We start from the raw sequence: 23,403 nt of genomic DNA, 5'->3' as shown, positions 1-23,403 counted from the left end.
GACGGGGGCGGTCAGGGGCCGGTCGTGTACGAACCGGCCCGGCCGAGGCGGTCGCGCAGTCAAGGAACGAACAGCACGGCGGCCCCGCCGCCGCAGCAGCCAGAAGGTGCCATGCCCACGCTCGCCTCCCTCGTCCGTCATCCCACCCTCAAGCTCTCCGTGCTCACCGGCACGGACGATCTGGGCGTGGCCGTGCGCTGGGCGCAGACCAGTGAGCTGATCGACCCCGTGCCGTACCTCGAAGGCGGGGAGCTGATCCTCACCACCGCGCTCAAGCTCGACGCCGAGGACGCCGACGCCATGCGCCGCTACATGCGGCGGCTGGCCGACGCCGGTGTGGTCGGGGTCGGGTTCGGGGTCGGCGTGAACTTCGAGACGGTCCCGGAGGCGCTGCTCACGGCGGCCCGCGAGGCGCGGGTGCCGCTGCTGGAGGTGCCGCGGACGACGCCGTTCATCGCCATCTCCAAGGTGGTCTCGGCGGCCATCGCCGCCGACCAGTACCGGGCGCTGACCCGGGGCTTCGAGGCGCAGCGGGATCTGACGCGGGCGGCGCTGGGCGCGGACGGCCCGGCGACGGTCGTCGGCCGGCTCGCGGCGCACGTACGCGGCTGGGCGGCGCTGTACGACACGGCGGGCGAGGTGCTCGCGGTTTCACCGGCCCGGGCGGCGGGGCGGGCGGAGGCGCTGAAGGGCGACGTGGCGCGCCTGCGGCGGCGGCCCGCGCCGGCGAGCGCGGTGGTGGCGGGCGTACCGGCCGGGGAGCCGGAGGGCGCGGAGGAGGCCGCGGCACGGGACGCGGGCACCGAGGGGGCGGCGACGGACCCGGCCGGCGGCGCCGCGCCGGATGCTCCCGCCCTCGCTGCTTCTTCCGGCGGCGCCCCGTCTTCCCCGGGCGGTGGCCCGTCCGGCGCTCCTCCCTCCCGTGCCGCCTCCTCCGGCGCCACTCCTTCCGGTACCGGCTCCTCCGGCGGTGCTTCCGCCGACGTGCCCGGTGCCGACCGGGCCGGCGCCGACCGCGCGCTCGCCGACCACCCCCCGCGCGCCGCCGCCGAGGCCGCCGAGGACCGCGTCGAGCTGCAGTCCCTCGGCTCCGGCCGCCGCTGCTGCGGCGTGCTCGCCGTCGGGACCGGCGGCAAGCTCGCCCCCGCCGAGCGCTACGCCGTCCACGCGGCCGTCTCCCTCCTCACCCTCGTCACCGAGCGCTCCAGCGCCTTCTCCGCCGCCGAGCAGCGCCTCGGCACCGCCGTGCTGCGGCTGCTGCTCGCCGGCCAGCCCGACCACGCGCGGGCGGTCGCCGGACCGCTGTACGGAGGGCTCCTGGACGCGCCCGTACGCCTTCTCGTCGCCGAGGCCGCCTCTCCGGTGGCCCCGGTGGGCGAGGGCGACCCGGAGCCCCTGCCCGAGGCGCTGGGGGAGCTGGCCGACACGCTGGACGCCGCCGCGGCCGGGTCCGGCGAGACGTTCCTCGCGGTGCCCGACGCCGGCCGGCTGGTGGTCCTGGCCCCGGACGGCGGCGCGGTCGCGGAGGCGGTCGCGCAGCACGCCGGGCGGGTCGAGGCCGCGCACCCGGGTGCGGTGGGGCAGGCCCGCGGGTCCGGCGCGGGGCAGGGGACGCTGCCGCTGGTCGCCGGGGTGTCGGCGCCGGCGGGGCCCGCGGTGGCGACGGTGGCGTACAAGCAGGCCGAGCAGGCGCTGTCGGTGGCGCGGCGGCGCGGCCGGGTGCTGGTGGAGCACGAGGACGTCACGGCGGGCTCGGTGGTCGACCTGCTGGCGGACGACGCGGTGCAGGCGTTCGCGGACGGGACGCTGCGCGCCCTGCGCGAGCACGACGAGCGGGGCCGCGGCGACCTCGTCGCCTCGCTGCGGGCGTGGCTGTCGCGGCACGGGCAGTGGGACGCGGCGGCGGCCGACCTCGGCGTGCACCGGCACACGCTGCGCTACCGGATGCGGCGGGTCGAGGAGATCCTCGGGCGCTCGCTCGACGACCCGGACACGCGGATGGAGCTGTGGCTGGCCCTCAAGGCGTAGGGCGCGGCCCCGGCGGCCGGCCCGGGGGTGCACGTGCCCCGGGCCGGCCGCGGGCTGCTCACGGCGTACGGGCCTTGCAGGTGTCGCGGATCTTGTAGAAGTACGACAGGTACTTCGCGTGGTAGTCGGCGCTCGTGATCCTCACCATCGCCTCGTCCGCGGAGCGGAGCCCTGATCCGGTCCAGTTGTGGCTGCCGGTGTACACGCGCGGTGTGATGCTGCCGTTGTAGTCGCCGTCCAGCAGCCAGAACTTCGTGTGCGTACGCACGTCGATGCCCGGGCCGTTGTTGAAGTTGCAGTACTGCCGCTGGATGCCCGCGTCGTCGAGGATGCCCTCGACCGTCGCGTCGCCCTCGCTGTACACGACGTCGACCCAGCAGTTCTGGGCGCGCTTTTCGGCCAGCTTCTGGGCCACCTGCTTGCGGGAGCCGAGGAACTGGAACATGGCGATGCGGATGTCGGTCTGGTGCCGCTTGCCGTCCGTGCCGGTGTACGCGCACGTCACCTCGTCGAGGGCGTTGACGATGGTGTCGGTGGCCGGGTTGCCGTAGTTCGAGTCGCCGCGCGGGAAGAAGAACGCGCGGTAGGCGGAGCCGGTGGGAGTGGACCAGTAGTACGTGTTGTCGCCGGTCGCCGAGTGGCGCAGCCGGCGCTGGTCCTCGTGGAACGTGGCGTAGCCGTCGTGGACCGTGGCGTCGGTGAAGGTCACGGCGTCGTTGTACGACTCGTTCTTGTACCAGTCGTTGAGGTTGGAGGAGGACTGGAAGACGACCTTGTCGTAGGCGGTCCCGTCGTCGAAGGGGCCGACCCTGGTGAAGACGAAGAACTTGTTGTGGTTGTACGCGGGTCCCGGCGGCGGGGTCGGCAGGCAGCCGCGCTGGACGTTGTCCTCGCCGGGGTCCTCGAACCGGTCGTCGCAGACCACGATCCACGACGCCCTGGTGTCGTCCGTGCCCAGCGCCGCGCGCAGCGAGGTCCAGGCGGCGCTGCCCTTGTCGCGGGTGTTGTCGTCGACGATCAGCTTCACCGCGACCCCGCGGCCGTGGGCGGCGATGAGGGCGTCGGCGACGGCCGAGTCCTCCAGCTCGAACACCGAGGCGCGGATGGTCTGGCCGGCGGGGGTGGCGTCGATGAGCGCGATGAGCTGGGTGAAGACGGCGCTGCGCTCGGCGGCGGAGCCGAGCGGGTCGTTGAAGACGGGGCCGTTGATGACGGGCTTGGCGACGGCGGCGGGGCGGGCGGCGGTCTGCATCCCGGGGTCCGGCTCGGCGGCCGTGGCGCCGGAGACGAGTGTCGCGGTGAGCGAGAGCAGGACGGCGGCCACGCCCGCGCGCCGCCGGGCGCGTATGCGTCTCATGTGGTGAATCCCCCCTGGGAGCCTGGGTGTTGGCGGTCGCCGAGCAATCTAGAGGCCGGGCCCTTCCTTGTCAGGGGCCTGTCACTGATTAATTCGTAGTTATTCCCGGGTTGGCTGAAACGCGCAGGACCCCCGGGTGTCCCGGGGGTCCTGCGGCCGCCGTCGGTGCGGGGTGTGGTCAGAGCGCGTCAAGGCCCGTGAAGACCATGACCTTCTCGTAGGTGTAGTCCTCCATCGCGAACCGCACGCCCTCGCGGCCCACGCCGGAGCGCTTCACGCCGCCGTACGGCATCTGGTCCGCCCGGTACGACGGGACGTCGCCGACGATCACGCCGCCGACCTCCAGCTCCCGCTGGGCCCGGAAGGCGCACTGCAGGTCGTGCGTGAACACGCCCGCCTGCAGGCCGTACTTCGAGTCGTTGACCGCCGCGAACGCGGCCTCCTCGCCGTCCGCCCGCTGCACCGTCACCACCGGCCCGAACGCCTCCTCGCGGGAGATCTTCACCCCGCCCGGCACGTCCGTCAGCACGGTCGGCGCGTACGACGCACCGTCCCGCTTGCCGCCCGTGAGCACCCGCGCACCGGCGCCCACGGCCTCCTCGACCCACGACTCCAGCCGCTGGGCCGCGGCCTCGCTGACCATCGGGCCGACGTCGGTGGCGTCGTCCGCCGGGTCGCCGGTCACCTGCGACTCGACGGCCTCGACGATCTTGGGCACCAGGCGCTCGTACACCGAGGCGTCGGCGATCACACGCTGGACGGAGATGCACGACTGGCCCGCCTGGTAGTTGGCGAACGTGCCGATCCGCCGCGCGGCGTGGTCGAGGTCGGCCTCGGAGGCGTAGTCGGCCAGGACGACGGCGGCGCCGTTGCCGCCCAGCTCCAGGGTGACGCGCTTGCCGGGGACGGCCTCCAGGATCGCGTAGCCGACCTTGTCGGAGCCGGTGAAGGAGATGATCGGCAGCCGGTCGTCCTCGGTGAGGTCGGGCATCCGGTCGTTCGGCACCGGCAGCACACTCCAGCTCCCGGCCGGCAGGTCGGTCTCCGCCAGCAGCTCGCCCAGCAGCAGCCCCGACAGCGGGGTGGCGGGGGCGGGCTTGAGGATGATCGGGGCACCGACGGCGAGGGCCGGGGCGACCTTGTGGGCGCACAGGTTCAGCGGGAAGTTGAACGGCGCGATGCCGAGGACCGGGCCGTACGGGAAGCGCCGGGTGAAGGCCAGCCTGCCTGCCCCGCCCGGGTCGGTGTCGAGCCGCTGGCCGCTGCCGCTGTTCCACCTGCGGGCTTCCTCGGTGGCGAAGCGGAAGGTGGACACGGCGCGGCCGACCTCGCCGCGGGCCCACTTCATCGGCTTGCCGTTCTCGGCGGAGATCAGCCGGGCGATCTCCTCGGAGCGCGCGGCGATCTGCTTGGTCACATGGTCGAGCGCCGCGGCGCGCACGTGCGCGGGGGTGGCGGCGAACTCGTCCTTCACCGCGTGGGCGGCGGCGACGGCCTCCTCGATCTGGGCGTCGGTGGGGATGCTCACCGTGCCGACCTTGCGGCCATCCCAGGGCGAGGTGACGTCTAGGGTGTCCTCGCCGGTCGCCTGCCGGCCGGCGAGCCAGAACGCTTGTGTGGAAGTCACGGCAGAGTCCCTCCGGAGAGTGCAAGTACCTCTGCTGCCCACGGTAGGCGGTCGGCGGGGCAGGGTGCGTTGTCCGGCGCGTAGCACTCGGCGGGCGCGTCGCTACGCGACGGCAGGGTAGGGCGGCGAGGGGGCGCGGCACGGGGATACGGGCCGGGCTGCCGGCCCTCTGCCGGCCCTCTGCCGGCCCTCTGCCGGTCCTCTGTCGCGTGGGTCGCGGGCCGGGACAGGCAGCGGAAGGCCGGGCTACCGGGCGGGGCACGCTGTGGCCCGTGACGCGCGCCCGGAGCGCAGCCGGCCGGGTGATCTTGTCGGTGGGGGAGCCTACCCTTGGGCGGGCGTGCGGGGAGAGGCGGGGAGCCCGGAGAGCAGAGGGCTGTGCGGGAGGCCGGAGGGGTTGCGGCGGAGCCCCTGGAGGGCGACGGGCGGCGCGCGAAAGCGCCGGCACGGTGCCCGGGGAGCGGCCCTGCGGGCGCCGGGAGGCGGCCGTGCGGGGGCGCAGACGGCGTGCGGGCACCCGATTGGCGCGCACGGGGTGGTGTCATCCGGCCGAATCGGGTACATACGCACAAGTAGCACCGGCTGGTAACCCCTACGCAGCGGCGAGGTGAGTTCCTCATGACCGCATCATCCACACGGCCGTCCGTCTCCGAGAAGGAAGCCAGGGAGGTCGCCGAGGCCGCACGCGAGCAGGACTGGCGCAAACCCAGCTTCGCCAAGGAGCTGTTCCTCGGCCGCTTCCGCCTCGACCTCATCCACCCCCACCCCGAGCCCGCCCCCGCGGACGTCGAGCGGGGCGAGGAGTTCCTCGCCAAGCTGCGCGACTTCTGCGAGACGCACATCGACGGGCCCCGGATCGAGCGCGACGCGCTGATCCCCGACGAGACCGTGCGCGGGCTGAAGGAGATCGGCGCCTTCGGCATGAAGATCGACCGGAAGTACGGCGGTCTCGGCCTCACGCAGGTCTACTACAACAAGGCCCTCGCCCTCGTCGGCACCGCGAGCCCCGCCATCGGCGCGCTGCTCTCGGCGCACCAGTCGATCGGCGTGCCGCAGCCGCTGAAGCTCTTCGGCACCGAGGAGCAGCGGGAGGAGTTCCTGCCCCGGTGCGCCCGCACCGACATCTCCGCGTTCCTGCTCACCGAGCCCGATGTCGGCTCCGACCCCGCCCGGCTGGCCACCACCGCCGTCCCCGACGGCGACGGGCCCGACGCGGACTACCTGCTCGACGGCGTCAAGCTCTGGACCACCAACGGCGTCGTCGCCGACCTGCTCGTCGTCACCGCGCGGGTGCCGAAGACGGAGGGGCACCGCGGCGGCATCACGGCGTTCGTCGTCGAGGCCGCCGCCGACGGCGTCACCGTGGAGAACCGCAACCAGTTCATGGGCCTGCGCGGCATCGAGAACGGCGTCACCCGCTTCCACCAGGTGCGCGTTCCCGCCGCCAACCGCATCGGCCCCGAGGGCTCCGGCCTGAAGATCGCGCTGACCACCCTCAACACCGGGCGCCTGTCGCTGCCCGCGCTGTGCGTGGGCGCGGGCAAGTGGTGCCTGAAGATCGCCCGCGGCTGGGGTGCCGCCCGCGAGCAGTGGGGCCGGCCCGTCGCCAGGCACGAGGCCGTCGGCTCGAAGATCTCCTTCATCGCGGCGACGACGTTCGCGCTGGAGGCGGTGCTCGATCTGTCGTCGCAGATGGCGGACGAGGACCGCAACGACATCCGCATCGAGGCCGCGCTCGCCAAGCTCTACGGCTCGGAGATGGCCAGCCTCATCGCCGACGAGCTGATCCAGATCCGCGGCGGTCGCGGCTACGAGACCGCCGAGTCGCTCGCCGCCCGCGGCGAGAAGTCGATCCCGGCCGAGCAGATCGTCCGGGACCTGCGGATCAACCGGATCTTCGAGGGCTCGACCGAGATCATGCATCTGCTCATCGCCCGCGAGGCGGTGGACGCCCACCTCAAGGTCGCCGGCGACCTCATCGACCCGCAGAAGAACCTCTCCGAGAAGGCCCGCGCGGGCGCGCGGGCCGGCGGCTTCTACGCCCGCTGGCTGCCGAAGCTGGTCGCGGGCAAGGGGCAGGTGCCGCGGACGTACGGCGAGTTCCACCCGCCCGGGCACCGCGACCTCTCCGCCCACCTGCGCTTCGTCGAGCGCAACGCCCGCCGGCTGGCGCGCTCGACGTTCTACGGGATGTCCCGCTGGCAGGGGAAGATGGAGACCAAGCAGGGGTTCCTCGGCCGGGTGGTGGACATCGGAGCGGAGCTGTTCGCGATGAGCGCCGCGTGTGTACGGGCCGAGATGCTGCGCACCGCCCCCGGCCGCGGCGGGCACGGCAAGGAGGCGTACGAGCTGGCCGACGCCTTCTGCCGGCAGGCCCGCATCCGGGTCGAGGAGCTCTTCGGCCGGTTGTGGACGAACACCGACGACCTGGACCGCAAGGTGGTGCGGCGGGTGCTGGACGACGCGTACACGTGGCTGGAGGAGGGCATCGTCGACCCGTCCGGCGACGGCCCGTGGATCGCCGAGGCGGAGCCGGGCCCGGCCAAGAAGCCCAACCTGCACCGGCCCATCCGCTAGCGCCGCACGGGCGAGCGCACCGGCACCCGTGCCGGTGCGCTCGCCCGTGCCCGGCCGTCAGGCAGGCTGCCGCTCCAGGATCGACTTGAGCTGCGAGGCGAGCATGATCCAGCCGCCGCCGACGCTCTCCAGCATCTTGCTTTCGGGGCTGTCGAAGTGGTCATGCGTGATGGTCAGCTTCACGCCCAACTGCGGGATCTCCGCCGGCTCGATGTCGAAGGCGACCTGCGAGCGTTCCGTGCGGGCCTCCGCGAACTCCGCGTCGGACATGCCCAGCATCTCCTGGTGCATGGGCTGGAGCGTGTGCCAGGTGTACACCAGCCGCTTGCCGGGCTCGGCCACCAGGACGCGCTGGCCCAGGTCCTGGGGCTCGCCGTTCTCCTCAAGGGGCCAGTAGACGGTGGAACCGGCCCGCCAGTCGGAGCGGGGCGCCCAGCCGCCGTGGTACTGCTTCAGGAACTCGGGCGTCGTCAGCGCCTCGTAGAGCCGCTCGGCGGTGGTGTTGATGTAGATCGTGTAGACGAACGCGGGCTTGTTCACAGGGTGTCCTTCCAACGCTTGTCTGAGCGTGGACAGCGCCGTGAGGCGCCCACGCTCGTACCGGCCGATCCAGCGGTCGGCCAGCTCGTGGATCGGCACGGGGTTGAGGTAGTGCAGCTTCTCCCGGCCGTGCCGTGCGGCGGTGACCAGACCGGCGGACTCCAGCACCGCCAGGTGCTTGCTCACCGCCTGCCGGCTCATCTCCAGCCCCGTGCACAACTCCCGCAGGGTCTGGCCGTTCCGCTCGTTGAGGCGGTCCAGCAGCTCTCTGCGGCTGCCGTCGGCGAGCGCCCGGAAGACGTCGTCCACGGTCACCACCTCTGCCCGTCAGATTGGCAACCATTTGGTTGCCTGTCAAGGCGGATCCGTCGAGTGGCGCAGCTCACCGTCCGCGGGCGAAAATGGCAGAAGGCTATCCCTAGCATCCCGATAGGAAATCCCTAGTATCGATGTCTATGGACTTTTCGTGGTCGATGGTCGTGGCCGGAGCCCTCGTTGGCTGCATGGTCGGCCTCACGGGCATGGGCGGCGGCGCACTCATGACCCCCATCATGGTGACGGTCTTCGGGGTCAACCCCACGCAGGCCATCGGCAGCGACCTCACCACCTCGGTGTTCATGAAGCCGTTCGGCGCAGCCGTGCACCAGAAGGCCGGCACCGTCCGCTGGGACGTGGTGCGCTGGCTCTTGCCCACCGGGGTGCCGGCCGCGTTCTGCGGCGCCTTTCTGCTGCAGTTCCTCGGCGAGGGCGAGGACCTGCAGAGCCGGGTGAAGATCGTCATCGGCGCGGCCCTGCTGCTCGCCGTCACCGGCATGCTCGCCCGGATGTGGCTGGACCGGCGGCGCGCCGCGCGCGACGGCGAGGACACCGAGGACGCCCACGTCCCGGTACGGCCCGTGGCCACGCTGCTCATCGGGCTCGTCGGCGGCCTCGTCGTCGGCATGACGTCGGTCGGCTCGGGCTCGCTGATCATCGTGATGCTGATGCTCGTGCACCCCCGGCTCAAGGCCAACCACCTCGTCGGCACCGACCTCGTCCAGGCCATCCCGATCGTCGCCGCCGCCGCGGCCGGCCACTTCATCGTCGGCGACGCCAGCCTCGGGCTCGCCGTCGTGCTGCTCCTCGGCGCCATCCCCGGCGTACTCGTCGGCGCCGTGCTCTCCACCCGCGCCCCCGGCGCCGTGCTGCGCTGGGTGCTGGCGATCATCCTGCTGGCCACCGGGCTGTCCCTGGTGCACGTGCCCGAAACCGTCATCGTCCCCGCCTGCGTCGTGCTCGCCGGGTACGCCGTGCTCAGCAGCCGCACCCGCGGCCCGCAGCCCGCGGCCGCCCCGGCAGGTGCCCCGGCGGTGGACGGCGAACCGGGGGGCGAGCCGCCGGCGGACGGTATCGAGAGGGCGTCTGCTCCACGGCGACACTGAGCGGTCACAATAGGGCGATGACCGACACCCCTGCCGCTCCGCTGGCCGATCCGCACCTGCGTCCCGCGCCCGCCGCCGACGGCCCCCGAGACATCGTCGTCCTCGGCTCGACCGGCTCGATCGGCACCCAGGCCGTCGACATCGTGGTGCGCAACCCCGACCGGTTCCGGGTCACCGCCCTGTCCGCGGCGGGCGGGAGGGTGGAGCTGCTGGCCGAGCAGGCGCACAGGCTCCGGGTACGCCGCGTCGCGGTGGCCCGTGCCGACAAGGCCGGCGAGCTGCGCGACGCGCTGAAGGCACGGTACGGGCCCGGGGAACCGCTGCCGGAGGTGCTGGCGGGTCCCGACGCCGCCACCGAGCTCGCCGCCGGGGAGTGCCACACCGTACTCAACGGCATCACCGGCTCCATCGGCCTCGCGCCCACGCTCGCCGCCCTCAGGGCCGGCCGGACGCTGGCGCTGGCCAACAAGGAGTCGCTGATCGTCGGCGGCCCGCTGGTCAGGGAAGTGGCCCGGCACGGCCAGATCGTGCCCGTGGACTCCGAGCACTCCGCTCTCTACCAGGCCCTGCTCGGCGGCGCCCGCGGGGAGGTGCGCAAGCTCCTCGTCACCGCCTCCGGCGGCCCGTTCCGCGGCCGTACCCGCGAGGAGCTGACGGACATCACCCCGGAGCAGGCCCTCGCCCACCCCACGTGGGACATGGGCCCTGTCGTCACCGTCAACTCCGCCACCCTGGTCAACAAGGGCCTGGAGGTCATCGAGGCACACCTGCTGTACGACGTGCCCTTCGACCGCATCGAGGTCGTCGTCCACCCGCAGTCCTCCGTGCACTCCATGGTCGAGTTCACCGACGGCTCCACGCTGGCCCAGGCCGGCCCGCCCGACATGCGGATGCCGATCGCGCTGGCGCTGGGCTGGCCGGACCGGGTACCGGACGCGGCCCCCGCCTTCGACTGGTCGGCCGCCGCCACCTGGGAGTTCTTCCCCCTCGACGAGAAGGCTTTCCCGTCCGTGCCGCTCGCCTGCCATGTCGGCGCCCTGGGCGGCACCGCCCCGGCCGTCTTCAACGCGGCGAACGAGGAGTGCGTCGACGGCTTCCTCACCGGCGGGCTCCCGTTCCTTGGCATCATGGACACGGTCAGCCAGGTCGTCGCGGAACACGGCACGGAGGGTCCGGGAACCCGGCTGACGGTCGCGGACGTCCTTGAAGCCGAGACCTGGGCCCGTGCCCGGGCCAGGGAGCTGGCCGGGCTGCCGGCCGACCAGCACGACAAGTGACGACGGACAACTGATGACGAAGGTGCGCCCATGACGACACTCATGACGATCCTCGGCATCGTCGTCTTCGCCTTCGGGCTCCTGGTCTCCATCGCCTGGCACGAACTCGGCCACCTCAGCACGGCCAAGATGTTCGGCATCCGCGTCCCGCAGTACATGGTCGGCTTCGGCCCGACGATGTGGTCCCGCAAGAAGGGGGAGACGGAGTACGGCGTCAAGTGGATCCCGCTCGGCGGCTACATCCGCATGATCGGGATGTTCCCGCCCGGCGAGGACGGGCGGGTGCAGCAGCGCTCCACCTCGCCGTTCCGCGGGATGATCGAGGACGCGCGGCAGGCGGCGTACGAGGAGCTGAAGCCCGGCGACGAGAAGCGGCTGTTCTACACCCGGGCCCCGTGGAAGCGGGTCATCGTGATGTTCGCCGGGCCGTTCATGAACCTGGTGCTGGCCGTCGTGGTGTTCGTCGGCGTGATGATGACGTTCGGTATCGCCACCCAGACCACGACCGTCGGCTCGGTGTCCGACTGCGTGATCAAGGCCGAGTCGGTCGCCCAGAACCCGGACCGCAAGTGCCGGGAGGGCGACCCCACCGCGCCCGCGAAGAAGGCCGGCCTGGAGCGCGGTGACGAGATCGTGGCGTTCAACGGCCGCCCGGTCGACGACTGGGAGACCCTGCAGAACAGCATCCGCGAGACCATCGGCCCGGCCACCGTCACCGTCGAGCGCGACGGCAAGCGCGTCGACCTGCACCCCACGCTCACCGAGAACACCGTCAGCAAGAGCGACGGCGACGGTGGCTACGTCGACGGCGAGTACGTCAAGGCCGGCTTCCTCGGCTTCACGCCGGCCACCGGCGTGGTCAGGCAGGACTTCGGCCAGTCCGTCGACCGCATGGGCGACATGGTGGTCAACGGCTTCGACGCGCTCATTGCGCTGCCGTCGAAGGTCCCCGACCTGTGGAACGCGGCGTTCCAGGGCGAGGAGCGCCAGGAGGACTCGCCGGTCGGGGTCGTCGGCGCGGCCCGGGTCGGCGGCGAGGTGCTGAACCTCGACATCCCGCCGGAGCAGCGGGTGGCGTCGATGCTGCTGCTGGTGGCCGGCTTCAACCTGTCGCTGTTCCTGTTCAACATGCTGCCGCTGCTGCCCCTGGACGGCGGGCACATCGCGGGGGCGCTGTGGGAGTCGGTGCGGCGCGCGTTCGCGCGGGTCTTCCGGCGACCCGACCCGGGGCCGTTCGACGTCGCGAAGCTGATGCCGGTGGCGTACGTCGTCGCGGGGATGTTCATCTGCTTCACCCTGCTGGTGCTCGTCGCGGACGTGGTGAACCCGGTGAAGCTCACGGGCTGACCGGGGCGGCGGAGCCCGGCGCGTGCCACCGCGTACGCGCCCGCCCCGCCGCCTGCCCGGGCCCGCCCCACGCGGGGTCGAGGAGCCGGGAGCCCGCGGTAAACGTCCGGTGCCGGTTTGTCGACACTTCCGGTGGCCATCGCGGGACCGGCCGCGGCGCGGCGCGGGGGTGCCGTAATCTCGGTAGCCGGGCCCTCATCCGGTGGGGGCCATGATCCGTACAACAGGGGTTGCCGCCAGATGACTGCCGTTTCGCTGGGTATGCCGTCCGTTCCGCTGAAGATGGCCGAGCGCAGGGCGAGTCGCAGGCTGCAGGTCGGGACCGTCGCTGTCGGCGGCGAGGCACCGGTCTCCGTGCAGTCGATGACCACCACCCGCACCTCCGACATCGGCGCCACCCTCCAGCAGATCGCCGAGCTGACGGCCTCCGGCTGCCAGATCGTCCGGGTGGCCTGCCCCACGCAGGACGACGCCGACGCCCTGCCCGTGATCGCCGAGAAGTCGCAGATCCCCGTCATCGCGGACATCCACTTCCAGCCGAAGTACGTCTACGCCGCGATCGACGCCGGCTGCGCCGCGGTCCGGGTGAACCCGGGCAACATCAAGAAGTTCGACGACCAGGTGAAGCAGATCGCCCAGGCGGCCTCCGCCGCCGGAACCCCCATCCGGATCGGGGTCAACGCCGGCTCGCTCGACCGGCGGCTGCTCGCGAAGTACGGCAAGGCCACCCCGGAGGCGCTGGTCGAGTCCGCGCTGTGGGAGTGCTCGCTGTTCGAGGAGCACGGCTTCACGGACATCAAGATCTCGGTGAAGCACAACGACCCGGTCGTCATGGTCAACGCCTACCGGCAGCTTGCCGCCCAGTGCGACTACCCGCTGCACCTCGGCGTCACCGAGGCGGGCCCCGCCTTCCAGGGCACCATCAAATCGGCCGTCGCCTTCGGCTCGCTGCTCGGCGACGGCATCGGCGACACCATCCGCGTCTCCCTCTCCGCCCCGCCGGTGGAGGAGGTCAAGGTCGGCATCCAGATCCTGGAGTCCCTCGGGCTGCGCGAGCGCCGGCTGGAGATCGTCTCCTGCCCGTCCTGCGGCCGCGCCCAGGTCGACGTCTACAAGCTCGCGGACGAGGTCACCGCCGGCCTGGACGGCATGGAGGTGCCGCTTCGCGTCGCCGTCATGGGCTGCGTCGTCAACGGCCCGGGCGAGGCCCGCGAGGCCGACCTCGGCGTCGCTTCCGGCAACGGCAAGGGCCAGATCTTCGTCAAGGGAGAGGTCATCAAGACCGTGCCCGAGTCGAAGATCGTCGAGACGCTGATCGAGGAGGCGATGAAGATCGCCGACCGGATGGAGGCCGACGGCGCCGCCTCCGGCGAGCCGGAGGTCACCGTCGGCTGACCACCGGGCACGGTACGTACCCGCAGGAAGCGGGCGGGCGCGCACACAGGTACAGTGCCGCTGTGTTGACGACCACCACCACACGGCTGCTGGAGCCCGCGGAGCTCGACGCCGCGCGCGCCGTGCTCGACCGCGAACCGGTCGCCAACGCGTTCGTCGCCTCCCGCGTCGCCGTCGCGGGGCTCGACCCCTGGCGGCTCGGCGGCGAGCTGTGGGGCTGGTACGCGGGCGGGCGGCTGGAGTCCCTCTGCTACGCCGGCGCCAACCTCGTGCCCGTCTGTGCCACCCCCGAGGCCGTGCGCGGCTTCGCGGAGCGCGCCCGGCGCGCCGGCCGGCGCTGCTCCTCGATCGTCGGCCCCGCCGGACCCACCGGCGAGCTGTGGTCCCTGCTGGAGCCCGTCTGGGGGCCCGCACGCGAGGTGCGGGCCCGGCAGCCCCTGATGGTCACCACCTCGGTGCCCGCGGACGTCGAGCCCGACCCTCTGGTCCGCCGCATCCGCAAGGACGAGATGGACCTGATCATGCCGGCGTGCGTGGCGATGTTCACCGAAGAGGTCGGCATCTCGCCCCTCGCCGGCGACGGCGGGCTGCTGTACCAGGCGCGGGTCGCCGAACTGGTCGGCGGCGGCCGGTCCTTCGCGCGCGTGGAGGACGGCGAGGTCGTCTTCAAGGCGGAGATCGGCGCGGCGACGGCGCAGGCGTGCCAGATCCAGGGCGTGTGGGTGGCGCCGGAGCACCGTGGGCGCGGGCTGTCGGAAACGGGTCTCGCGGCGGTCCTGCGGTACGCGCTGCGCGAGGTGGCGCCGGTGGTCAGCCTGTACGTGAACGACTTCAACACGGTGGCCCGCGCGGCCTACCGCAGGGTGGGCTTCCGCGAGGTCGGGGCGTTCATGAGCGTGCTGTTCTGAGCGCTCTGTCCGCGGGGCCGGGCGCGCCCGGCGGGGGTTCGTACGGCGTCGTGCCCGCGGCGTTCGGGATCGTGCCGGGGGCGTGGCCGCGGGAGTGGACCGGCGGCCCGGCGGCGCAGGGTAGGGTGCGCAGCCATGGATGACGTCGTCGTCGGCCCCCTCGACCTCGCCGCCCGCGTGGACGACGCGCTCGCCGTACAGGCCGTCGCCTTCGGGCTCACCGACGACGAGATCGCCGTCCGCCGCCACGTCGTGCTGCGGCACATGACCAACGCGGGCGCCCGCGCGCTGGGCGCCACCACCGGCACGGGCCGGCTGGCCGGATTCGTCTACGGCATGCCGAACAACCGCGTCTACTGGTGGTCCACCGTCGTCCAGCCGTATCTGCGCGCCGTCGGCGAGGACCGCTGGCTCGACGACAGCTTCGTCATCACCGAACTCCACGTGCATCCCGCCTTCCAGAAGCGCGGCATCGGCCGCGAGCTGATCACCCGCATCACCGACACCGCCGCGGAGCCCAGGAGCCTGCTCTCGGCGATCGACGTGGAGAGTCCCGCACGCCACCTGTACCGGCAGCTCGGCTACCGCGACCTCGCCCGCCGCGTGCTCTTCCCCGGCGCTCCCAGCCCGTACGTGGTGATGGGGGCGGAGCTGCCGCTGCTGCGCTGAGTTGTCCACAACCGGCGAGTTGTCCACAGCTTCCGCGGACGAATTTCCGGCGGGCCCGCGGACGGCGCTAGAGTCCGGGGCATGAGCCAGCACAGCCATGTTCAGCGCATGTCCCGGATGATGCTCAAGACGCTGCGCGACGACCCCGCCGACGCCGAGACCGCGAGCCACAAGCTGCTCGTCCGCGCGGGCTATGTCCGCCGCTCGTCGGCCGGGGTGTGGACGTGGCTCCCGCTCGGCAAGCGGGTCCTGGAGAACGTGGCGCGGGTCGTCTGCGAGGAGATGGACGCGATCGGCGGCCAGGAGGTGCTGCTGCCGGCGCTGCTGCCCCGCGAGCTGTACGAGACGACGGGCCGCGCCGAGGAGTACGGCGACCTGCTCTTCGCGCTCAAGGACCGCAAGGGCGTCGACTACGTGCTGGGTCCCACGCACGAGGAGCTGTTCGCCCAGGTGGTCAAGGACCAGTGCTCGTCCTACAAGGACATGCCCGTGATCCTTTACCAGATCCAGATCAAGTACCGGGACGAGGCCCGGCCCCGTTCGGGCGTGCTGCGCGGCCGCGAGTTCCACATGAAGGACTCGTACTCCTTCGACACCTCCGACGAGGGCCTGGCGGCCTCCTACGGGCTGCACCGCGAGGCGTACCAGCGGATCTTCGAGCGGCTCGGCTTCGACTTCCGGATCGTCTCCGCCGTCTCCGGTGCCATGGGCGGCTCGGCCAGCGAGGAGTTCCTCGCCCCCGCCGCCGCGGGCGAGGACACGTATGTGCAGTGCCCCTCCTGCGGGTACGCGGCGAACACCGAGGCGCTGACGACGACGGTGGTGCCGGCGGACGCCGACGCGCACCCACCGGTCGAGGAGCTGGACACGCCGGACACGCCGACGATCGAGTCCCTCGCCGCGTACCTGGGCGTCCCCGCGTCCGCGACGCTGAAGAACCTGCTGGTGAAGGTCGACGGCGAGATTACCGCGGTAGGCGTGCCCGGGGACCGCGAGGTGGACCTCGGCAAGCTCGCCGAGCAACTGGCCCCGGCCGAGGTCGAGGTCGTCACCGCCGAGGACTTCGCCGGCCGCCCCGACCTCGTGCGCGGGTACGTCGGCCCGCAGGGCATGGCCGGCAAGGCGTTCCGCTACCTTGCGGACCCCCGTGTCGCCCCGGGCACGTCGTGGGTGACCGGCTCCAACAAGCCCGACTCGCACGCGCGCAACGTGGTGTGCGGCCGCGACTTCGAGGTCGACCGCTATCTCGACGTGGTCGTCGTCGAGCCCGGCGACCCCTGCCCGCGCTGCGGCTCGGGTATCGAGCTGGACCGGGCCATCGAGATCGGCCACATCTTCCAGCTCGGCCGGAAGTACGCCGACGCCTTCGAGCTGGACGTCCTCGGCCAGGACGGCAAGCCGGTGCGGGTGACCATGGGGTCGTACGGGATCGGGGTCTCCCGGGCCGTCGCCGCGCTCGCCGAGCAGACGCACGACGAGCTGGGGCTGTGCTGGCCGCGCGAGGTGGCCCCGGCGGACGTGCACATCGTCGCCGCGGGCAAGGCCAAGCAGACGGAGCTGGCGCTTGAGTTGGCGGAGAAGCTGGGCGCGGCGGGCGTGCGGGTGCTGGTGGACGACCGGGCCTCGGTGTCGCCGGGCGTGAAGTTCACCGACGCCGAGCTGATCGGGGTGCCGCAGATCCTGGTCGCGGGGCGGCGCGCGGGCGACGGCGTGGTGGAGCTGAAGGACCGCCGCACCGGGGAGCGCGAGGAGCTGCCGGTGGACGAGGCGCTGGCGCGGCTGACGGCGGGGTACGGGCCCGGGCGCTAGCCGGCGTCGGTCACGGCGCGCAGGAAGTCCGCGGCCACCGGGCCCGCGTCCTTGCCGCCCGACCCGCCGTCCTCCAGGAGGACGCTGAAGGCGAGGTCGGCGCCCTCCAGATAGCCGATCATCCACGCATGGGTGCGAGGCGGGCTCTCCGTGCCGAATTCGGCGGTGCCCGTCTTGGCGTGCGGCAGGCCGGGAAGGCCGCGGAGCGCCGAGCCGGAGCCCTCGGTGACGACGTCGCGCATCAGCCCGCGCAGCCGTTCGTAGGTGCGCGCGTCGAGCTTCTCCGGCGCCTCGTACGGCTCGTCGACCGCGTCCGGCACCAGGACCGGCTGCCGGAACCGGCCGTCCTTGACGGTCGCCGCCACCGACGCCATCACCAGCGGGCTCGCCTCCACCCGGCCCTGACCGATCATGGCCGCCGCCTTGTCGTTGTCGCCCTCGGCCGGGGGCACGCTGCCGTCGAAGGTCGCCGCGCCGACCTGCCACGTGCCGCCGATGCCGAAGGCGCGTGCCGTCCGGGTCAGGGTCTGTTCGCCGAGTTCGTCGCGCAGCCCGACGAAGGCGGTGTTGCAGGACTGCGCGAACGCCTCGGCGAAGGTGCTGCCGGAGGGCAGGTCGAACTCGTCCTGGTTCTCGAAGCGCTGCCCCGCGACGTTCGCCGTCGCCGGGCAGCCCACGCGGTCCCCGGGGGCGAGGCCGCCGTCGATGAGCGCGGCGGCGGTGACCGTCTTGAACGTGGAGCCGGGCGGGAAGCGGCCGGTCAGCGCGCGGCTCTCGCCGGAGTCCGGGCTGTCGGCGACGGCCAGTACCCGGCCCGTACGGGGGTCGAGTGCGACGATCGAGGCGCTCTTGCCGAGCCCGGCGACCGCCTCCTCCGCGGCGCGCTGCATCCCCGGGTCGATCGTCGTGCGCACCGGCTTGCCCGTGCCCGGCTTCTTGCGGGCCAGCGTGCGCACCGGCGCGCCGGTGGCCCGGTCGGCGATCACGACCTCGCCGCCGGGCGCGGCGTACAGCCGCTTGTCGTAGCGCGCCTGCAGCGCAGAGGAGCCCTTGTCGGTGTCCGGCGAGACCGCGCCCACCAGGGAGCGGGCCAGATGGGCGACGGGCTGCTCGGAGTCGACGAACTGCAGCCCGGGGACGGCCAGCAGCCTCTCGCGGTGCTTGCGGTAGACCTCATCCCGCAGCGTCACCACAGGAACGGACTCGTCCGGTTCCGCGGCGGCCACGCGCTTCTCCAGCCGCGGGACGTCGAGGTCCGCACCGAGCCCGGGGTCGGCCAGGACGGCGTACGCGCGGTCGGGGTCGGACAGCTTGGCGGGCCAGATCGAGACGGCCCACACCGTGGCGTCGCCGGCCAGTTCGGAGCCGTCGGCCGCGAGTATCGGCGCGCGCTCCGCGCGCTGCTCGGTCGTGACGAGGGTCTGGTGGCGGCGCAGCGCGGGGTGGACGAGCCGGGGCTGCCAGCGCACCCGCCAGCCGTCGGCGGATGCGCCGTCCGGGGGCAGGGCCACCGCGCGGGTCTCGTACTCCCAGGCACCGAAGCCGGGCAGCCGCATCCGTACGGAGAACGGCACGGTGTACGTGCCCTTCGCACCCTTCTCCGCGTCCTCCAGGGACACCCGCACGTCCCGGGGTTCCAGCCCGCGGCGGACGGAGTCCAGCAGGTCGGCGGCGGCCCTGGGGCGGTCGGTGCGGCCCGCGGCCTCCTCCTCGGCGCCGCGTGCCCAGGCGGCGGTGTACGCACGTACCGCTTCCCGCGCATCGGCGGCGTCGTCGCCGCCGCCCGTCACGTACGCGATGCTTCCGGCCAGTACCCCGGCCGCGACCACGACGGCCCCGGCGATCAGGGCCCAGCGGGACCGTATGCGCGAGGGCGGAGCCAGATCCATGCGGGCATCCTAGGCCGTCCGCGCACCGCAGCGGGGACGCCAACAGGCCCTCCGTGAACGGCGGTCGGCCGCTGCCGGCGGTGCCGGAGCGGTCAGAGCCAGCCCGCGTACTCCAGGTGGAGTTCGCCGCCGTTGCGGTCGCCGCGGGCCAGGGCCGTCACGCCCGTCGCGACGCAGCGGAACAGCGTCCAGTCCCGCAGCCGGTCGCGGTCCACGTCCAGGGAGTCCGCCAGCTTCGTCAGCCGCCGCCGCGTCGCCGCCGCCGCGCCCGGCGCGGCCACGAGGGTGTCGACGCGGTCGCGGGCCGGCCAGGCCAGGTCGTACGCCCGCTCGCCCACCAGCGGGCGCGGCCCGACCGCGAGCCACGGCATCCGCTCGGCGGCCAGCACGTGCCCCTGGTGGTAGTCGCCGTGCAGCAGTACGTCCGGCCCCGCCGCCGCCCGGTCGCCGAGCAGTGCCTCGCGACGCTCCAGCGCCGCGTCGACCAGCCCGGCGTACGCCTCGTCGCGCAGCTCACGCAGGTGCTCCGCGAGCCGCCCGGTGTGCTCCGCCACCGTCGGCAGCGGGTGCCCCGCGGGCGGCACGGTCCACAGCCGCTGCAGCGTCGCCGCCGCCTCCAACTGCGCCTTGGCCTCCGCCAGCGAGCGGAGGCTGACGTCCGCCTGCAGCCGTTCGAGCAGCAGCGCCCCCGAGGCGGCGTCGGCGCGCAGCAACCGGGCGGCTCCGACGCCGTTCCAGTGCTCCAGCGCGCACTGCTCCGCCGCGATGCGCTCCGGCTCGTAGGCGACCTTGAGCGCGGCCGGCGTACCGTCCTCCTGCCGTACGAGGACGAGGATGCTGGTCCGGCCGCCGGGGGCGTGCACCCGCTCCGCGGTCAGTCCCCAGCGCCGCAGCAGGCCGTCCACCAGCCCGGACAGCCCCGCGAGCCAGGCGCGGCCCGGGTCGCCGTGGGCGGAGACGTGGCGCACCAGGCGCTCCGGCGGCTCGGGCCGGTACTGCGGTGCAGTTGCCATACGGGCGGTGTCCTCTTGCTGCGTCAGTCCGGGGCGGGCGGGTCAGTCCGTGCGGCCGGTGCCCTCCTGCCGGCCCGCGGGTGCGGTGTCGGGCGTGCGTTCGGTCAGCCCAGGGAAGGCTACGCTCCCGCCGCGCCAGCGTGCCGCCCGGACCGCCGCCTCGCGCAGCGCCGCCGCCGCGTCGCGGCGCAGATCGCCCTCCGTGGCCCGTACGAGGTCGGCGTAGCTGCCCGCGATCCGGTCCTCCAGCTCGGTGGCCAGGCGTACGGCGGCGGCCTCGTCGGGCACCGTGAAGGGCAGTGCGTAGGCGGCGGCGGCGGGCTGCGGCCGGTCACCGAGGTCGGTGACGACGCGGCTGAGGGCGTCGCGGCGGGCGCGGTGGGCGTCGTAGCCGGCGCGCGCCTGGCCGGCCAGGCCGCCGGCGTGGGCGCCGACGACGCCGTAGCCGTAGACGGCGGCGTGCTCGGCGGCCAGCGCGCGCTGCGCCGCGGCGCGGGCCTCGTCGGACGGTTCGCTCACGGTGCCTCCTGGGGTACCGGACGGGCACGGCCCGCGGGCCGGCCGCCGTGCTTCGTACGGCTCATGTCGCCGCCGGGGACCCGGCGCGAGGCGGCCGGCCCGCCCGGGGCGCTCCCGCCGCGGCGCCGGATCACGGCCGGAACGTTCACGCCATTTCCCCGAGGAGGTAGACGTGGGCCGCGCCCGCGGCGGCGACCGACGCCAGCAGGCCCGCGAACTCGCCCGGGGCCGCGGTCAGGGCGGCGGTGTGGGAGCCGGCGGTGCGCTTCTCCGCGGTGACCAGCGCGGCGACGGCCTGCGCCGGGTCGGCGGGCACCGCCTCGCCGCGCTTCTTCGCCGGCGGCGGCGCGGCGTCGGCGCGGTCGCCGGCTTCCTCCCCTCCCTCGGCGCCCGCGCCCGGGCCCGGCGACGCGGCGCGGGTGTCCGGAGCCAGGCCGCGGGCCAGCGCGGCCACGTGCCGCGCCACGTCCGTGCGCAGCGGTTCGAGCGCCGCGGCCAGGGCGGGGTGCGCCGCGGTCGTCGCGTCGTAGCGGCGCAGCAGCCTGCGCGACTCGTCCGCGGCGCGGCGCCGGAGCCGTTCGGTACCCGCGGCGTCGGCGTCCTCGCCGTCGCCGCCGGCTCCGGAACAGCCTGCGGTGGTGCCTGTCGCCGCCAGCACGGCGGCACCGGCCAGCACGGTCCTTCTCGCCGGGAGTCCCTTGATCCGCACGAGCCGAGCGTACCGGTGGGCAACGCACAGGTCGCGGAGCGGATACGCTTTGACCGGACACGTGACGTCACACAACAGCACACGCGGCCGAGGAGTCACCCGGATGAGCACCACCCAGAACGAGAGGCTGCGGGATCTCCTGGAGCCGCTCGTCAAGGAGCGCGACCTCGATTTGGAGGAGATCGTGCTGACCCCGGCGGGAAGGCGGCGTGTCCTGCGGGTCGTGGTCGACGCCGACGGCGGCGTCGGACTGGACACCTGTGCGGAGTTGAGCCGGCGTGTCGCGGAGGAGCTTGACGCCTCCGACGCCATGGGCGATCGGCCGTATGTCCTGGAAGTCACGTCTCCGGGTGCCGACCGCCCGCTGACGCAGCCGCGCCACTACCGTCGTGCCGCGGACCGTTTGGTCAAGGTGCGGCTACGGGAGGGCGGCGAGGTCGTGGGACGCATCACCGCGGTGGACGACGCGGGAGTCGACCTCCAGGTGCCGGGGGTGAAGGGGCGCAAGCCCGTCACCCGGCGGCTGGAGTTCGGCGAGATCGCCGGGGCCCGGGTCGAGATCGAGTTCAACCGCAAGGTGACGAAGGACGAGGAGGGCTCGTAGCCGTGGACATCGACATGAGCGCCCTGCGCGGCTTGGTGCGGGAGAAGGAGATCTCCTTCGACCTGCTGGTCGAGGCCATCGAGTCGGCCCTCCTCATCGCCTACCACCGCACCGAGGGCAGCCGCCAGCAGGCCCGCGTGGAGCTGAACCGGGACACCGGGCACGTGACGGTATGGGCCAAGGAGGACCCGGAGGACGTGCCGGAGGGCGGGGAGGCGCGGGAGTTCGACGACACCCCGTCGGGTTTCGGCCGGATCGCCGCCACCACGGCGAAGCAGGTCATCCTGCAGCGGTTGCGGGATGCCGAGGAGGAGGTCACCTTCGGTGAGTACGCGGGCCGTGAGGGCGACATCGTCACGGGAGTCGTGCAGCAGGGCAAGGACCCGAACAACGTGCTGGTCGACATCGGCCGGCTGGAGGCCATCCTGCCGGTGCAGGAGCAGGTGCCGGGCGAGGACTACTCGCACGGCACCCGGCTGCGCACCTACGTGGTGCGGGTGACCAAGGGCGTACGCGGCCCGTCGGTGACCCTCTCGCGCACCCACCCGAACCTGGTGAAGAAGCTCTTCGCGCTGGAGGTGCCGGAGATCGGCGACGGCTCGGTGGAGATCGCCGCCATCGCCCGCGAGGCCGGGCACCGCACGAAGATCGCGGTACGGTCCACGCGCTCCGGGCTGAACGCGAAGGGCGCCTGCATCGGGCCGATGGGCGGCCGGGTGCGCAACGTGATGGCCGAGCTGGGCGGCGAGAAGATCGACATCGTCGACTGGTCCGACGACCCGGCGGATCTGGTCGCCAACGCGCTGTCGCCGGCCCGGGTGACCAAGGTCGACATCGTGGACCTGGCGGCCCGCTCGGCGCGGGTGACGGTGCCGGATTACCAGCTCTCGCTGGCGATCGGCAAGGAAGGCCAGAACGCCCGGCTGGCGGCCCGGCTGACCGGCTGGCGCATCGACATCCGCCCGGACACGGAGCCGTCGGCGGGCTGAGACCCGCGCCGGCGTGCCCCGGCTCTCACGCCGCTCGCGTGCGGGCCGACGGCACGGCGCCCGGCGGCCCCGGATGCGCCCTCTGGATGCGCTCCCCCGGTGCGGCGGCCCGGCGGTGCGGGGCGCCGCTCGCCCCCACGCCGGTGTGACCCCGGCTCCGCCGGCCGGACCCCCGCCCGCCGGGCGGTCCGCGGCAGGCGTCCGTGCGCGGGCCCGGGCGGCCCGCCTCCGCGCCCTCCGGGCCGGTGGGCGTCCCGGAAAACCGGGTCGCATCGCCGGGCCTAGATCACGTATCGTCGGCCCCGCCGCGGGGTGCGCGCCGCCCTGGGTGAAAACAGCCGTTCGATTGGCCCCCGAGGCGGGTGTCCGTCGGTCGTGGAGGTAGACTTGAGCGTGTCTGGCCGGACGCGCGCCCGGGGCTGCCCCGAGCGCACCTGCGTGGGGTGCCGGGTGCGTGCGACCAAAGGCGATCTGCTGCGTGTGGTGGAGGTCGGCGGCGCGTGCGTCCCCGATCCCCGCGGTACGCTGCCCGGCCGGGGTGCATATCTGCACCCCGTCAAGGCATGCCTCGACCTGGCGGTCCGCCGCCGGGCGTTCGCCCGGGCCCTGCGGGCCCGGGGCCCGCTCGGCACCGAGGACGTGGACCGTTTCGTGGAGCAGCAGGCCGTGGAGGCAGACATGAGCACGAAGAACACGAGCGCCGCGCGGAACCCCGCGCGGCCAGG

18 protein-coding genes and 1 pseudogene are annotated in these 23,403 nt (G+C 73.5%); 12 read left to right on the top strand and 7 right to left on the bottom strand.

Features of this window, described 5'->3' with window-relative positions:
• Positions 1–111: 111 nt before the first annotated feature.
• The gene (locus tag I003_RS0110510; RefSeq protein ID WP_027771485.1) at positions 112–2,028 is read left to right on the top strand and encodes a PucR family transcriptional regulator; all 1,917 of its coding nucleotides are present in this window, start codon (positions 112–114) and stop codon (positions 2,026–2,028) included.
• Positions 2,029–2,086: 58 nt separating this feature from the next.
• Here the strand turns inward: I003_RS0110510 and I003_RS0110505 are convergent, their stop codons facing one another.
• Both I003_RS0110505 and I003_RS0110500 read right to left on the bottom strand, forming a co-directional pair.
• The gene (locus tag I003_RS0110505; RefSeq protein WP_027771484.1) at positions 2,087–3,385 is read right to left on the bottom strand and encodes a phospholipase D-like domain-containing protein; all 1,299 of its coding nucleotides are present in this window, start codon (positions 3,383–3,385) and stop codon (positions 2,087–2,089) included.
• A 178-nt stretch (positions 3,386–3,563) separates the two neighbouring features.
• The gene (locus I003_RS0110500; RefSeq protein WP_027771483.1) at positions 3,564–5,012 is read right to left on the bottom strand and encodes an aldehyde dehydrogenase family protein; all 1,449 of its coding nucleotides are present in this window, start codon (positions 5,010–5,012) and stop codon (positions 3,564–3,566) included.
• Between the two features lie 618 nt (positions 5,013–5,630).
• Here I003_RS0110500 and I003_RS0110495 point away from each other — a divergent pair.
• On the top strand, positions 5,631–7,589 hold the full coding sequence (locus tag I003_RS0110495) for an acyl-CoA dehydrogenase family protein (protein ID WP_027771482.1): 1,959 nt from the start codon (positions 5,631–5,633) through the stop codon (positions 7,587–7,589).
• 57 nt (positions 7,590–7,646) lie between these two features.
• On the opposite strand, the gene I003_RS0110490 is transcribed toward I003_RS0110495, so the two are convergent.
• The gene (locus I003_RS0110490) at positions 7,647–8,438 is read right to left on the bottom strand and encodes a metalloregulator ArsR/SmtB family transcription factor (protein ID WP_027771481.1); all 792 of its coding nucleotides are present in this window, start codon (positions 8,436–8,438) and stop codon (positions 7,647–7,649) included.
• A gap of 146 nt (positions 8,439–8,584) precedes the next feature.
• On the opposite strand from I003_RS0110490, the gene I003_RS0110485 reads away from it, so the two are divergent.
• The 7 genes from I003_RS0110485 (at position 8,585) to I003_RS0110455 (ending at position 16,955) form a co-directional block, all read left to right on the top strand.
• Positions 8,585–9,550 (top strand): sulfite exporter TauE/SafE family protein, encoded by a 966-nt coding sequence (locus I003_RS0110485; protein WP_486584171.1) that lies wholly within the window; start codon positions 8,585–8,587, stop codon positions 9,548–9,550.
• A 17-nt stretch (positions 9,551–9,567) separates the two neighbouring features.
• Positions 9,568–10,827, top strand: coding sequence for a 1-deoxy-D-xylulose-5-phosphate reductoisomerase (dxr, locus tag I003_RS0110480; protein ID WP_027771479.1), 1,260 nt, complete (start codon positions 9,568–9,570; stop codon positions 10,825–10,827).
• Between the two features lie 30 nt (positions 10,828–10,857).
• Complete coding sequence (locus I003_RS0110475; protein WP_027771478.1) at positions 10,858–12,174, top strand: site-2 protease family protein; 1,317 nt, start codon at positions 10,858–10,860, stop codon at positions 12,172–12,174.
• Positions 12,175–12,414: 240 nt separating this feature from the next.
• Positions 12,415–13,569, top strand: a complete 1,155-nt coding sequence (gene ispG / locus I003_RS0110470; protein WP_037720583.1) for a flavodoxin-dependent (E)-4-hydroxy-3-methylbut-2-enyl-diphosphate synthase — start codon at positions 12,415–12,417, stop codon at positions 13,567–13,569.
• A gap of 62 nt (positions 13,570–13,631) precedes the next feature.
• Positions 13,632–14,477: a GNAT family N-acetyltransferase gene (locus I003_RS0110465; protein WP_027771476.1), complete on the top strand. Its 846-nt coding sequence runs from the start codon at positions 13,632–13,634 to the stop codon at positions 14,475–14,477.
• Between the two features lie 135 nt (positions 14,478–14,612).
• Positions 14,613–15,146: a GNAT family N-acetyltransferase gene (locus I003_RS0110460; RefSeq protein WP_027771475.1), complete on the top strand. Its 534-nt coding sequence runs from the start codon at positions 14,613–14,615 to the stop codon at positions 15,144–15,146.
• Between the two features lie 81 nt (positions 15,147–15,227).
• The gene (locus I003_RS0110455; RefSeq protein WP_027771474.1) at positions 15,228–16,955 is read left to right on the top strand and encodes a proline--tRNA ligase; all 1,728 of its coding nucleotides are present in this window, start codon (positions 15,228–15,230) and stop codon (positions 16,953–16,955) included.
• Here the strand turns inward: I003_RS0110455 and I003_RS0110450 are convergent.
• From I003_RS0110450 to I003_RS0110430, 4 genes are all read right to left on the bottom strand, one after another.
• Positions 16,952–18,844, bottom strand: a complete 1,893-nt coding sequence (locus I003_RS0110450; RefSeq protein WP_027771473.1) for a penicillin-binding transpeptidase domain-containing protein — start codon at positions 18,842–18,844, stop codon at positions 16,952–16,954. The genes I003_RS0110455 and I003_RS0110450 overlap by 4 nt on opposite strands.
• 92 nt (positions 18,845–18,936) lie before the next feature.
• On the bottom strand, positions 18,937–19,857 hold the full coding sequence (locus tag I003_RS0110445) for an aminoglycoside phosphotransferase family protein (protein ID WP_027771472.1): 921 nt from the start codon (positions 19,855–19,857) through the stop codon (positions 18,937–18,939).
• A gap of 42 nt (positions 19,858–19,899) precedes the next feature.
• Positions 19,900–20,376 carry a ferritin-like domain-containing protein gene (locus tag I003_RS0110440; RefSeq protein ID WP_027771471.1) on the bottom strand — a complete coding sequence of 159 codons (477 nt, stop codon included), beginning with the start codon at positions 20,374–20,376 and terminating at the stop codon, positions 19,900–19,902.
• A 145-nt stretch (positions 20,377–20,521) separates the two neighbouring features.
• Positions 20,522–21,085: a hypothetical protein gene (locus I003_RS0110430; protein WP_486584170.1), complete on the bottom strand. Its 564-nt coding sequence runs from the start codon at positions 21,083–21,085 to the stop codon at positions 20,522–20,524.
• A gap of 103 nt (positions 21,086–21,188) precedes the next feature.
• Between I003_RS0110430 and rimP the strand changes: the two genes are divergently transcribed.
• From rimP to I003_RS34695, 3 genes and pseudogenes are all read left to right on the top strand, one after another.
• Positions 21,189–21,689, top strand: coding sequence for a ribosome maturation factor RimP (rimP, locus tag I003_RS0110425; RefSeq protein ID WP_027771469.1), 501 nt, complete (start codon positions 21,189–21,191; stop codon positions 21,687–21,689).
• 2 nt (positions 21,690–21,691) lie between these two features.
• Positions 21,692–22,678, top strand: a complete 987-nt coding sequence (gene nusA, locus I003_RS0110420; protein WP_027771468.1) for a transcription termination factor NusA — start codon at positions 21,692–21,694, stop codon at positions 22,676–22,678.
• A gap of 393 nt (positions 22,679–23,071) precedes the next feature.
• Positions 23,072–23,338, top strand: a pseudogene (locus tag I003_RS34695) (YlxR family protein); the annotation flags it as partial.
• Positions 23,339–23,403 lie beyond the last annotated feature (65 nt).

The organism is Streptomyces sp. CNQ329 (assembly GCF_000482585.1).
Note: the sequence above shows the minus strand (reverse complement) of the source record. Positions and strands in the feature narration are given on the sequence as shown.